The following is a 13,002-nucleotide window of genomic DNA, read 5'->3' on the forward strand; positions in this document are numbered from 1 at the left end:
CTCTTTGCTTTTGGGGCTTTCAGCCCTTTTTTCTTGCGTGCTTTGCGTAAACCTTCGCGGACTTTGCGGTTAAAAAATAGCTCATGGATGATTTTTAATCTTTTTTTTTCTTTAAATATTCTTTTTATCGTTGACTGCGTTAGGGATGGGAGTGATATCCTTTTGCGATACCCATACTTCTAAAAAAAAAACTGAAACTTCTATCGCAAAAGATTTAGCGGACAGCCCGACCCGTAGGGGAACGCCATAACTATCTTTACTATATTTTTGCTCAGTAGAAATTAATTTAAAAATCTGTGAGTAATTTTTTTTTCGACGGTTTAAAATCAGAGATTGTAATTTCAGATAAAAATCATATTTTTACTTTAGTGTTTAATTGATCTAAAAATCGGAATACGATGAAAAATGTCTTTTATAAAGGAGATTGTGATGAGTTTGTAAAACGTATTAATTCGCTTCAACCGGATTCGAAAGGGCTGTGGGGTAAAATGGATGTAGCTCAAATGCTGGCACACTGTAATGTTTCCTATGAGATGGTTTACGAGGATATTCATCCCAAACCGGGTTTCTTTTTGAGGTTTATTTTAAAGACATTGGTTAAAAATAAGGTGGTAAGCGAGACACCGTATAAACATAATAATCCCACTGCATCTCAATTTATCATAAACGGCAGTCGTGATTTCGATCTTGAAAGAGATAGATTGATTGCTTACATTAATAAAACGCAATTGCTGGGTGAAAAAGATTTCGACGGTAAAGAATCGCATTCTTTTGGTAGATTAACTGCGACAGAATGGAGTAATATGTTTGCTAAACATCTGGAACATCATCTGAGTCAATTTGGGGTTTAATTTTATGCTTTGCTTATGAGAATGTTCTGTATTATCAGTTCGTTATTTTTGGGATTAGCTGTAAACGCACAGCAGCAGGAAGTCCAAAAGAGTATTGAAACTTTTTTTGAGGGTTTTCACCAAAGAGATACCGTAAGAATGAAATCTGTTTGTGCGGATAAAATAGTCCTGCAATCTATTAGTGAGAGTTTGGTTAAAGGAAACAAACTTACAGAGGAAAATTCGGGTAAATTCTATAAGTCAATTGCTACCATCCCATCTAATATTGAATTTTCTGAAAAGATTTTAAGCTACAATATTCAAATTGACGGAACAATAGCACATGTTTGGGCACCCTATCAGTTTTATGTGAACGATAAACTGAGTCACTCGGGAGTAAACACTTTTACTTTGTTTAAAGAAAAAGACAACTGGAAAATCATCTATCTGATCGATACCAGAAGAAAATAATGCTTTTATGCAATTTCAGTTGCAAAGTAATAACAGGAGTCTGCCAATGTGCACTCATCGCATTTGGGTTTGGGTCTGCAGGTTTCTCTTCCTAAAAAAGAAATTGCCATCCCAATTTCAGACCAAATGGTTTTGGGTAAAACCTGCATTAGGTCTTTTTCTGTTTTAATTCCATCTTTACTCTCTTTGATAATACCAATTCTTGGTGCTACGCGTATGACGTGTAAATCGGCAATAATTCCTTCTGCCGGTTGATGAGTTTCTCGTAAAATTACATTGGCTGATTTTCTTCCAATACCTTTCAAAGCGGTTAATTCTTTCATGGTTAATGGAATGTCTTCATCATTTTGAACCGTTTTTGCAATTTCCAAAAGCCATTGTGCTTTTGTGGGATAATTACGGACTTTGCTTATGTAAGGAAGGAAAGCTTCTGCATCGGTTTGAGACAGACTTTTTAGTGTGGGATACTTTTCAAATAGTGCCGGTGCAATTTTATTGATGTTGGCATCAGAATCCTGAGCAGACAGAACAACCATTACTAGCAATTGATAAGTATTTTGATAGTCTAAAGGATGTTTTCTTCCTTTATATTTACTTAGGATGGGTTCCAGTTTTGTTTCCCAATTTGTTGTTTCTCCAAATAAGTCCATTTTTAATTTCTTTAGAATTGAACAATAGAAAGTATAACTATCACAAAATTAAGGGGTTTTGATGAAATCGAGTGTTTTTTTAATGACATTTTGATTGCCAAGAATTTTTCGGTGTCCCAAACCTTCTGTTAGATATAAAGTCCCATCTTCCAGTTGTTTATGAATGTGGATTCCTGCTTTCACCGAAACTTCAGGATCATCATGATCATGAATTACGAGGACTGGTAGTTTAACTTTCTGAGCTGCTTTGTAAGCCGAAAAATCATCCATTTTTACCTGATACTTCTTTTCAAAATGGTCGCGCAAACGTTCGCTTATTTCTGGTTTTAGCTCTAGCTTGGCTACAAAATCATCCAATATATCCTGTACTATATCACCACTGCCAATTACTATTGCCTTTTTTACCTTTAATCCGTCTTTAATCGCGTTTAGAACCGACATTCCGCCTAAGGAATGGCCGATAGCAAATTCAAAAGGACCAAATTGTTTTTCAATTTCTAAAATTGAAGCAATAAATTCAGACATAATCGTACTTTTTCCTTCGGATTTTCCATGTGCAGGAGCATCAAAACTTACCGTTGAAAAGCCATTTTTTAAAAGTTCATCGGCTATTTTGAATAATTGGGTTCCTCTTCCGGCCCAACCGTGCACCAGTAAAATTTTACGATTACTTTTCCCATATTCGTACGTAACCACGCTTTTATTAATTACGGGAACATAAATGGTTTTTTGAATACTTTTTTGCTCCATATCGAATTCGCGTTTTGGAACTTTATGTTTTACAGGAGTTGTGAAAAGTTTTGCGGCATAAGTGGTAACCAGTTTTGCCGAAAAAAAGGCACAAATTTTAGCGGATGCAATAATAAACTTGGGAATTTTTAGAGATTTAGTAGGATTATTTTCCTTTTTTGACATATCAATAATTTTTTTCTGAGGGCTGAATTCTGTTTATTTTTTCCTAAATTTAAAAAAAGATAAAAGTAACACATTAATAGATGTTTACTGAAAAAAAGAATTGAGAAAATAGTATTTAGTACGCATATAAATTTTAAGAATGGAAATATTTCACATCAGTGCAGAGTGTTATCCAATGGCAAAGGTGGGTGGTTTGGCCGATGTGGTTGGCGCATTGCCTAAGTATCAGACTAAAGCTGGTCACGACGTTCGTGTTGTGGTCCCTTGTTACGATACAAAATTCAGAAAAGAAAACGATTTTGAATCTGTTCATTGGGGAACTGTGAAGCTGGGGAATTTTAATTTTCCGTTTAGTGTTTTGAAAGAAACAACAGATAAATTGGGATATGAGTTGTATCTGATTGAAATTAAAGAATTGTTCGATCGCCCAAATGTTTACGGATATGAAGATGATATTGAAAGATTTGTATCCTTTCAGATTGCGGCTTTAGACTGGATTACAGCACGGAATAAAGTTCCGGATGTTTTAAATTGCCACGATCATCACACCGGATTGATTCCGTTTTTAGTTCAATATGCATACAAATATGAAAGCCTTAGCAATGTAAGATCAGTAATTACGATACACAATGGTCTGTATCAGGGTTGGTTTGGTTTTGATAAGCTGTTTTATTTGCCTGAGTTTGATTTGAAACATGTTGGTTTCTTAGAGTGGGACCATTCGATTAACTCATTAGCAGTAGGAATCAAGTGTGCCCATGCTGTGACTACAGTTTCTCCAAGTTACCTCGATGAAATTAATAATGCAGCAAATGGTTTAGAAGCCCTTTTTAAAGCTGTTCGACACAAATCAAAGGGGATTTTAAACGGGATTGATTTTGAAGTTTGGGATCCTGTCAAAGATCAAATGATTGCGAGTAATTATTCGATAGATACTTTTGAGATCGGAAAACAGCAGAACAAAGAAAAATTGTGTGAGGAGTTTGAACTCGATCCTGCAAAACCATTATTCAGTTTTATTGGACGTCTGTTTGAGGAGAAAGGAGGGGATTTGCTTCCACAGGCTTCGGCACTGGCATTATCTGAAAATTTTGAAAATATTAATATACTGATTCTGGGATCAGGAAATTCGTTGATTGAAGAACAATTGGTTCAATTGCGAAATGATTATAAAGGGAATTACAACGTTTTTATTGGGTATAATGAGGCATTAGCACATTTGATTTACGCAGGAGCAGATTTTATTTTAATGCCTTCGAGAGTTGAACCTTGTGGCTTAAATCAAATGTATGCGTTGCGCTATGGAACGGTTCCGATTGTGAGAAGAACCGGAGGTTTGAGAGATACGGTAATAGATTTTGGCGACGATGGTAATGGGGTGTGCCATGACCAGGCTTCGGTAGGGGATATTTGTTATTCGATCAATCGTGCTGTAAAATTATACGGGGATAAAATTAGTTTTAAAAATATTAGAGCGAAAGGAATGGGGACAGATCATTCCTGGGAGCGTGCATGCCAAGAATACATCGAGATATACAACCTAATAATTGAGAAAAATGAAATTTAAGAAGAAGAATGTAGTTGCCATTATTTTAGGAGGAGGACAAGGATCACGCTTGTTCCCATTAACCGAAACCCGATCTAAGCCCGCAGTTCCAATTGGTGGAAAATACCGATTGGTGGATATTCCTATTTCCAATTGTATTAATTCTGATATTTTTAAAATATTTGTCCTGACACAGTTCAATTCGGCTTCTCTAAACGCACATATTAAAAACACTTTTAATTTTAGCATCTTTAGCCAGTCGTTTGTAGATATTCTGGCGGCAGAACAAACCCCTGATAATCCAACCTGGTTTCAGGGAACAGCTGATGCCGTTAGGCAATGTATGTCGCATTTTTTAAAACACGAATTTGATTATGCCTTAATTTTATCCGGAGATCAATTGTATCAGATGGATTTTAATGAAATGCTCGAGGCTCACATTGCTGCTGATGCTGCGATTTCGATTGCGACATTACCGGTGAATGCTAAAGACGCACCTGAGTTTGGAATTCTTAAAACCAATCATGAGAGTTTTATCGAAGCTTTTATAGAAAAACCCCATGCTTCATTGTTACCCGAATGGGAATCTGATGTAAGTGAACACATGAAGAAGAAGGGAAAAAATTATCTGGCTTCTATGGGAATCTATATTTTCAACCGTGAATTACTCGTAGAACTGATGGCTGATCCGGAAACAAAAGATTTTGGAAAAGAAATCATTCCGCAGGCTGTAGGCAAACATAAAATTCTGAGTTACCAATACGAAGGGTATTGGACCGATATTGGGAATATTGAATCTTTCTTTGAAGCTAATATTGGCTTAACAACCGATATTCCTGAATTTAATTTGTTTGATAACGACAACAAAATTTTTACAAGACCCCGATTATTACCACCGTCTAAATTTAGAAATTCTACCATCAATCAATCGTTGATTTCGGAAGGATGTATCATTAATGCCAAGGAAATTAAAAGTTCAGTCATTGGAATCCGTTCCAGAATTGGAGAGGGAACTGTATTAGAGAATTGTTATGTGATGGGGAACGATTTTTATCAGGATCTGGACGAACTAAATCGTGAAGCCGCAATCCATAAAATTCATGTTGGTATTGGTGAAAACTGTTTCATACAAAATGCTCTGATTGATAAGAATGTCAGAATTGGAAATAACGTTCACATTAGCGGTGGAAAACATTTGGATAATTTTACGAATGAGTTGTACAGTATCAAAGATGGTATTGTTGTGATTAAAAAAGGAGCTGTTCTCTCTGATAATTTTAGAATTGAATAAAATGCTTAGAATTAATTATTGCCTTAAAAACCAAATATGTCGAAAGTAATTACGCATTCTCTCTTTACCGAATTTGATATTAATTTATTCAAAGCAGGAAAACACTACCAGTTGTACGAAAAATTAGGAGCGCATTTAATTGAAGTTAATGGGGTAAAAGGAGTGTATTTTGCCGTGTGGGCCCCAACAGCGCAATCGGTTTCTGTGGTGGGTGATTTTAATTACTGGACACAGGGCGAACATGCTTTACAGGTGCGTTGGGATTCTTCAGGAATATGGGAAGGATTTATTCCGGAGGTTTCAAAAGGAACTTTGTATAAATATAAAATTCAATCGAATATTGACGGAATCGTTACCGAAAAAGCAGACCCATTTGCTTTGTATTGCGAAAAACCACCTCATACCGCTTCTGTGGTTTGGGATTTGGATTATAACTGGAAGGACGAAAAATGGATGCAATCACGTCAGGAGAATAATGCATTAGATAAACCTCACTCGGTTTATGAAGTGCATTTGGGATCCTGGAAACGTGGCGAACATAATCGCTTTCTAACCTATTTAGAACTGGCAGATGATTTGGTTGAGTATGTAAAGGAAACGGGTTTTACGCATGTAGAATTTATGCCAGTTATGGAATATCCTTACGATCCTTCATGGGGATATCAGCTCACGGGATATTTTGCACCGACTTCGCGTTTCGGGAAACCGCAGGATTTTATGGTTTTGGTAGATAAATTACACCAAGCCGGTATTGGCGTTATTCTAGACTGGGTGCCGTCGCATTTTCCTGATGATGCACATGGTTTAGGCTTTTTTGACGGATCGCATTTATACGAACATCCGGATCGTCGAAAAGGGTATCATCCGGATTGGAAAAGCTTGGTTTTTAATTATGGACGCAATGAAGTTCGCGCTTTCCTCATCAGCAATGCCGTTTTCTGGTTGAAGCATTACCATGCCGATGGTTTGCGTGTGGATGCCGTGGCGTCTATGTTGTATCTCGATTATTCTAGAAACGAAGGGGAGTGGGAACCGAATATTTATGGAGGAAGAGAAAATTTGGATACGATAAGTTTTCTTAAAGAATTCAATGAAGTAATCTATGCTAATTTTGATGGAGTTCAAACTATTGCCGAAGAAAGCACGTCGTTTCCTATGGTTTCCAGACCAACGTTTACAGGAGGTTTGGGCTTCGGGATGAAATGGATGATGGGCTGGATGCACGATACTTTAAAGTACTTTCAAAAAGAAACCGTTTACCGAAAATACCATCAGAACGAGCTGACTTTTTCGATGACTTATGCTTTTACCGAGAATTTTATGTTGCCGTTTTCGCATGACGAAGTAGTGCATGGAAAAAAATCGATTGCCAATAAAATGCCGGGTGATGAATGGCAAAAATTTGCCAATTTAAGATTGCTGTACGGTTATATGTTCACACATCCGGGAGCTAAGTTATTGTTTATGGGATCTGAATTCGGGCAAAGTGATGAATGGAATTTTGAAAAAAGCCTGGATTGGCATTTACTGCAATACGACTACCATTCCGGAATTAAAAAAGTAATTACAGATTTGAATCAATTATATAAAACCCGTCCTGCATTGTATGAAAAACAATTTTCGGGAGAAGGTTTTGAGTGGATCAATTATTCAGACCATCAGAATGCGGTTTTATCGTACATTCGAAAAGGAAACAATCCGAAAGAGAATCTGATTATCGTTGGCAATTTTACGCAGGTAGTGCGTGAAAATTACATAATAGGAATTTCAGAAAAAGGTAAACTGCAGGAAATTTTTAATAGTGATGCTGTTATTTATGAAGGAAGCGGTGTAGGAAATCCGCAGGCATTAACAATAGAGTCATCGCCATATGATGGGAGAGATTATTCCGTAGCTTTAAATTTACCGCCTTTGAGTATCACAGTGTATTCATTTGTTTAGATGGCACACAGATGACACCAATTTAGACTGATAAGCAGAGATTTTACATTTAGAATGTTTAAAGTCAGTATTGTATAGTTGTATTATTAGTTCGTTTAGCAGATAGTCCTATAAAATAGTTGATAAGGATCAGGCAGATTTTGGTAAAATCATTTTAATTCTTTCAATCTGTGGCAGATAAATTGGTTTTAGTTTGTGCAATTCGTGGCAATAGAAAGTAATTTATATTGATGTCAATGAAAATCCATCAAATGCGTCTCATCCATTCGTATTATTGAGTTATTTGTCCGCTTAGCGGACAGTCAATATATTATTTTATCAGTTTCACGTTCTTAGATTATCGATTTGTTGAATTTTTAAGAAGATATTTAACACTCATTCAGAAAAAACGTTTTCGTGAATAATCCTTTTATTTATAGAGGTTTATAATGTTTTTTTGTATGTTTGAAAGGGAGACTAGCGTTATATAATTAATACAGAAATCGACATGATTACAAATACAGCATTAGAATACAAGGGCGATTTATATCCATCAAAAATTATCTCGCATCAACATGAAGGAGATTCTGTTTTTTTTCATACTGACAATAAAGTAATCTTAAAAGTCACTATTCTTAGAGACAGTTTGATTCGCTTTCGTTTTACAACAAAAGGGTATTTTAGTAATGATTTTTCGTATGCCGTCGATAAAACACAGCTTCACGGTTACAACTTTTTAGAGCTCACAGAAGAAGAAGCTTATTTCCAAATCAGAACCAGTAAAGTAAAATGTAAAATTCAAAAAAGAGATTTGCGTCTCGCTATTTACGATTTAAACGATTTTCTTATTCTGGAAGATGAACTTGGTTTTCATTGGGAAGAAAGTTACGAATACGGAGGAAATATCGTAAAAATGAGTAAATCCTCTAAAGACGGGGAGTGTTTTTATGGTTTAGGAGACAAAGCAACACAAATGAATCTAAAAGGCAAAAGACTTGAGAATTTTGCCACCGATCAATATGCTTACCAAAAAGAACAGGATCCGTTATACAAAGTGGTTCCGTTTTATATTGGTTTGCACAACAAATTATCTTACGGAATCTTTTTTGACAATACCTTCAGAACCTTCTTTGATTTTTGTCAGGAAAGAAGAAACGTTACCAGCTTTTGGGCAGAAGGCGGAGAAATGAATTATTATTTCATTTACGGTCCGCGAATGCAGGATGTAGTAACGACTTATACCGATTTGACCGGAAAACCGGAACTGCCGCCGCTTTGGGTTTTAGGATACCACCAATGCAAATGGAGTTATTATCCCGAAAGCAAAGTAAAAGAAATCACTTCAAAATTCAGAGAACTCAAAATTCCGTGTGATGCTATCTATCTCGATATCGATTACATGGAAGGATTCCGATGTTTTACCTGGAACAAAAACTATTTTCCCGATCCTAAAAAAATGGTAGCCGAATTGGCCGAAGACGGTTTCAAAACAGTTGTGATCATTGATCCGGGAATTAAAATAGACAAAGAGTATTGGGTGTATCAGGAAGCCTTAGAAAAAGATTACTTCTGCAAAAGAGCCGATGGGCCTTATATGAAAGGGAAAGTTTGGCCGGGCGAATGTAATTTTCCCGATTACACAAACCCCTTAGTAAGAGAGTGGTGGGCGGGGTTATTTAAAGAATTAATTTCAGATATTGGCGTAAAAGGAGTTTGGAACGATATGAACGAACCCGCTGTAATGGAAGTTCCCAACAAAACATTTCCAACAGATGTACGTCACGTATACGACGGAAATCCATGCAGCCATAGAAAAGCACATAATATTTATGGCACACAAATGGCTCGAGCCACTTATCATGGGGTAAAACGTTTTGTCTACCCTAAACGCCCCTTCGTGATCACCAGATCAGCCTATTCCGGGGCACAGCGTTATACTTCTTCCTGGACAGGCGACAACGTTGCTACCTGGGAGCATTTATGGATTGCCAATATTCAGGTACAAAGAATGAGCATATCCGGAATGGGATTTACAGGTTCTGATATTGGAGGTTTTGCCGAACAGCCTACCGGAGAATTGTACGCCCGCTGGATTCAGTTAGGCGTATTCCACCCATTTTGCAGAACGCATTCTTCCGGAGATCATGGCAATCAGGAACCGTGGGCATTTGATGAAGAGGTCATAAACATTACCCGTAAGTTTGTGAGCCTGCGTTATCAGTTACTCCCATATTTATACACCATGTTCTGGCAGTATATTGAAGAAGGAGTTCCGATGTTAAAACCCTTAGTATATTACGATCAGGAAGATACCCAAACTCATTATCGTAATGATGAATTCATTTTTGGGAATCAAATTTTAGTATGTCCGATACTCGAACCAAATGCTGTCGGCAGACGAATGTACATTCCAAGAGGAGAGTGGTACAATTACTGGACCAACGAGTTTGCAATAGGAGGAAGAGAAGTCTGGATTGATACTAAATTTGATGAAATTCCGGTTTTTGTAAAAGCAGGCGCTGTTATTCCGAAATATCCCGTACAGCAATATGTTGGCGAACTAGAATTTGATGAATTAACACTCGATCTGTATTTTAAACTCGGAAAAGAAAAGTCAGTCGTTTACGAAGACGCACAGGACGGATACGATTATAAAAAAGGACGTTACAGCTTTTTATCTTTCAGAACCATCGGAAAAGAAAAAGAACTGATCATTCAGTTGCACAAAGAAGGAAAGTATGATACACCGTACAGTAAGTATAAAATCAATTTAATCGGACTGCCTTTTAAAGTGACAGAAATTGAAATCGATAATGAGAAAATCGCATTTGACAAGGAAGGTTTTGAACTTAATCATTTTTTAATTGTGGATAAAGAGTTCAACGAACTTCATATTGTTGGGGAATAGTATAATCCTGATATTTTTTTTGGTAATTATATAAAAGTAGAAAAATTAATAATCGTATTTTTGTATGTTGTTATAATACCACTATCATGAGAAAACATCTAGCATCAGGCTTACTTGCCGTTGTTTTAGCGGCCGGTTGTGCGACCAATCCCATCACAGGAAAACAAAGTTTGAATTTTGTTTCAAACAGTGAATTATTTCCATCTTCGTTTCAGCAATACAATACTTTCATATCCGAAAACAAGGTAATTACGGGAACTGCAGATGCGAAAAAAGTAGAATTGGTAGGAGGAAGAATTAAGGCAGCAGCCGAAAAATACCTGATCTACTTAGGACAATCGCAGTATTTGAAAGATTATCGTTGGGAGTACAAACTTGTAGACAATAAAGAGGTGAATGCGTGGTGTATGCCCGGAGGAAAAATTGTGGTATACTCAGGAATTTTACCAATAACACAAAACGATTCCGGTTTAGCTACCGTTATGGGACATGAGGTTTCACACGCTTTAGCAAATCATGGCGCACAAAGAATGAGTGCCGCACAGTTACAGCAAATAGGAAGCGTCGCTTTAGGAGCAGCCACAAGCGGTAAAACCCAGCAAACACAGGAAATATTTGCACAGGCTTATGGTTTGGGGACTCAGGTGGGAGTAATGTTGCCGTTCAGTCGTAGTAATGAAACGGAGGCAGATAAAATTGGCCTAACGTTAATGGCCATTGCAGGTTACAATCCGGATGATGCTATTTCATTCTGGAGCAGAATGTCAGCCAAATCCGGAGGATCGGGAACACCGGAGTTTATGAGTACACACCCTTCAGATGCATCAAGGATTGCCAATATAAGAGCTTTAATACCGGAAGCAAGAGCGACAGCACTTAAAGTTGGAATCATTAAATAGATTTTTTACGATAAAATAGGCAAAGCTATCCTTTTTAGGGTAGCTTTTTTTATGCTGATAATTTATTAATACATGAATTACTGAAAATTGATTTGATTGTAATAAAAAAGAAATAAATTCGTAGCCTGTTAACAAAACCATTACTATGAAGAACCTACAAAAAGGAGATAAGAAATTATTGAATGCCTGGGCATTTTACGACTGGGCCAATTCGGTTTATACACTAACGATTGCATCGGCAGTATTTCCCATATTTTATGAAGCTTTATTTACTGACCGAGATCATTATATTGATGTATTTGGAATGCATCTTAAAAATTCGGCCTTAATTAGTTTTATTACCGCAGCAGCCTTTTTGGTAGTATCTTTTATCTCTCCTTTATTATCCGGAATTGCCGACTATGTGGGGAACAAGAGAGTATTTATGAAATTCTTTTGTTATATGGGAGCCTTGTCTTGCATGGGATTGTATTGGTTTGATCTCGAGAATATTTATGTTGGATTGGCTTTTTATTTCTTAGGATTGCTGGGATATTGGGGCAGCTTGGTTTTTTACAACTCCTATTTACCGGATATTGCTTTTGAAGAGCAGCAGGACAAAATTAGCGCCAAAGGGTACTCGATGGGATATATTGGAAGCGTTATTTTGTTAGTTATCAATCTTGTGATGATAATGGGGGCAGAAGACGATATAGCCAGAATGAAAGCCATGCGCTATTCGTTTATAATGGTTGGGGTTTGGTGGATTCTATTCAGCCAGTATACCTACTATTATCTGCCAAAAGGAAGTAAAGCGAGTGGTCAGAAATTAACTACTTCAGTTGTTTTTAATGGCTTTAAAGAGTTAAAAAAAGTTTGGGCTTTGCTAAAAGATAACATTGCTCTAAGAAGATATTTAAGCGGATTTTTTGTTTCAAGTATGGCGGTGCAAACGGTAATGCTTGTGGCGACTTATTTTGGAGCACAGGAAATTGAGTGGGCAACCAAAGAAGATAGTACCATTGGATTAATAAAATGTATTTTGATCATCCAGTTAGTAGCAGTTGTTGGAGCAGTTTTAACCTCAAGAGCTTCGGCTAAGTTTGGAAACATTCCAACTTTGATTGTTATCAATAGTGTTTGGGCTGTATTTTGTGCTTTGGCGTACTTTATAGTATTACCAATGCATTTTTATGTGATGGCTACCGTTGCTGGATTTGTGATGGGAGGTATTCAGGCATTGTCCCGTTCGACTTATTCAAAATTATTACCGGAAACAGAAGACACCGCTTCTTTCTTTAGTTTTTACGATGTAGCGGAGAAAATCGGAATTGTAATCGGAATGTGTGTTTATGGTATCATCGATCAGATCACCGGAAGTCCGCGTGCCGCAATTGTGATTTTGGCCATCTTCTTCGTTACTGCCATTTTCCTTTTACGAAGAGTGCCAAAAAAGGCACTTTAAAAAGCTGCTCTGTGAATGAAGTATAATGAATAACACGAATTGTCACTAAGCATTGGCTCGCCTTTTAGAATTTGTGCAAATTCGTGGAATTCGTGTTCAAACTAAAGCTTTAAAAAGTTCCTCTATTT

Annotated in this window: 11 protein-coding genes; 9 read left to right on the top strand and 2 right to left on the bottom strand. The window is 36.9% G+C overall.

Annotated elements, in window-relative coordinates:
• From JO950_RS22225 to JO950_RS06795, 3 genes are all read left to right on the top strand, one after another.
• On the top strand, positions 1–183 hold a 183-nt coding region (locus tag JO950_RS22225), incomplete at its 5' end, for a hypothetical protein (RefSeq protein WP_237732299.1).
• Positions 184–398: 215 nt separating this feature from the next.
• Positions 399–851 (top strand): DUF1569 domain-containing protein, encoded by a 453-nt coding sequence (locus tag JO950_RS06790; protein WP_202701963.1) that lies wholly within the window; start codon positions 399–401, stop codon positions 849–851.
• A 15-nt stretch (positions 852–866) separates the two neighbouring features.
• Positions 867–1,301, top strand: coding sequence for a nuclear transport factor 2 family protein (locus tag JO950_RS06795; RefSeq protein ID WP_202701964.1), 435 nt, complete (start codon positions 867–869; stop codon positions 1,299–1,301).
• Between the two features lie 5 nt (positions 1,302–1,306).
• On the opposite strand, the gene nth is transcribed toward JO950_RS06795, so the two are convergent.
• Positions 1,307–1,951: an endonuclease III gene (gene nth, locus JO950_RS06800; protein ID WP_202701965.1), complete on the bottom strand. Its 645-nt coding sequence runs from the start codon at positions 1,949–1,951 to the stop codon at positions 1,307–1,309.
• Positions 1,952–1,999: 48 nt separating this feature from the next.
• The gene (locus JO950_RS06805) at positions 2,000–2,866 is read right to left on the bottom strand and encodes an alpha/beta hydrolase (RefSeq protein WP_202701966.1); all 867 of its coding nucleotides are present in this window, start codon (positions 2,864–2,866) and stop codon (positions 2,000–2,002) included.
• Positions 2,867–3,005: 139 nt separating this feature from the next.
• Here JO950_RS06805 and JO950_RS06810 point away from each other — a divergent pair, with 139 nt between their 5' ends.
• The 6 genes from JO950_RS06810 to JO950_RS06835 all read left to right on the top strand — a co-directional run bounded on the left by JO950_RS06810 (position 3,006) and on the right by JO950_RS06835 (position 12,874).
• The gene (locus JO950_RS06810; protein ID WP_202701967.1) at positions 3,006–4,433 is read left to right on the top strand and encodes a glycogen synthase; all 1,428 of its coding nucleotides are present in this window, start codon (positions 3,006–3,008) and stop codon (positions 4,431–4,433) included.
• Positions 4,423–5,703: a glucose-1-phosphate adenylyltransferase gene (locus JO950_RS06815; RefSeq protein ID WP_202701968.1), complete on the top strand. Its 1,281-nt coding sequence runs from the start codon at positions 4,423–4,425 to the stop codon at positions 5,701–5,703. The genes JO950_RS06810 and JO950_RS06815 overlap by 11 nt, the downstream gene beginning before the upstream one ends.
• Before the next feature lie 36 nt (positions 5,704–5,739).
• Positions 5,740–7,644, top strand: coding sequence for a 1,4-alpha-glucan branching protein GlgB (gene glgB, locus JO950_RS06820; protein WP_202701969.1), 1,905 nt, complete (start codon positions 5,740–5,742; stop codon positions 7,642–7,644).
• Between the two features lie 487 nt (positions 7,645–8,131).
• The gene (locus tag JO950_RS06825) at positions 8,132–10,531 is read left to right on the top strand and encodes a glycoside hydrolase family 31 protein (protein WP_202701970.1); all 2,400 of its coding nucleotides are present in this window, start codon (positions 8,132–8,134) and stop codon (positions 10,529–10,531) included.
• Positions 10,532–10,617: 86 nt separating this feature from the next.
• A complete protein-coding gene (locus JO950_RS06830; protein ID WP_202701971.1) occupies positions 10,618–11,430 on the top strand; it encodes a M48 family metallopeptidase in 813 nt (270 codons plus the stop codon).
• A gap of 145 nt (positions 11,431–11,575) precedes the next feature.
• Positions 11,576–12,874: an MFS transporter gene (locus JO950_RS06835; protein WP_202701972.1), complete on the top strand. Its 1,299-nt coding sequence runs from the start codon at positions 11,576–11,578 to the stop codon at positions 12,872–12,874.
• Positions 12,875–13,002: the final 128 nt, after the last annotated feature.

The organism is Flavobacterium sp. UGB4466 (assembly GCF_903469665.1).
GTDB lineage: Bacteria > Bacteroidota > Bacteroidia > Flavobacteriales > Flavobacteriaceae > Flavobacterium > Flavobacterium lipolyticum.

Excerpts from the sequence above, each read along its gene's own strand:
- nth (WP_202701965.1), bottom strand. The coding sequence starts at position 1,951 with ATGGACTTATTTGGAGAAACAACAAATTGGGAAACAAAACTGGAACCC.
- JO950_RS06810 (WP_202701967.1), top strand. The coding sequence starts at position 3,006 with ATGGAAATATTTCACATCAGTGCAGAGTGTTATCCAATGGCAAAGGTG.
- JO950_RS06835 (WP_202701972.1), top strand. The coding sequence starts at position 11,576 with ATGAAGAACCTACAAAAAGGAGATAAGAAATTATTGAATGCCTGGGCA.
- JO950_RS06790 (WP_202701963.1), top strand. The coding sequence starts at position 399 with ATGAAAAATGTCTTTTATAAAGGAGATTGTGATGAGTTTGTAAAACGT.
- JO950_RS06830 (WP_202701971.1), top strand. The coding sequence starts at position 10,618 with ATGAGAAAACATCTAGCATCAGGCTTACTTGCCGTTGTTTTAGCGGCC.
- JO950_RS06795 (WP_202701964.1), top strand. The coding sequence starts at position 867 with ATGAGAATGTTCTGTATTATCAGTTCGTTATTTTTGGGATTAGCTGTA.
- glgB (WP_202701969.1), top strand. The coding sequence starts at position 5,740 with ATGTCGAAAGTAATTACGCATTCTCTCTTTACCGAATTTGATATTAAT.
- JO950_RS06825 (WP_202701970.1), top strand. The coding sequence starts at position 8,132 with ATGATTACAAATACAGCATTAGAATACAAGGGCGATTTATATCCATCA.
- JO950_RS06815 (WP_202701968.1), top strand. The coding sequence starts at position 4,423 with ATGAAATTTAAGAAGAAGAATGTAGTTGCCATTATTTTAGGAGGAGGA.
- JO950_RS06805 (WP_202701966.1), bottom strand. The coding sequence starts at position 2,866 with ATGTCAAAAAAGGAAAATAATCCTACTAAATCTCTAAAAATTCCCAAG.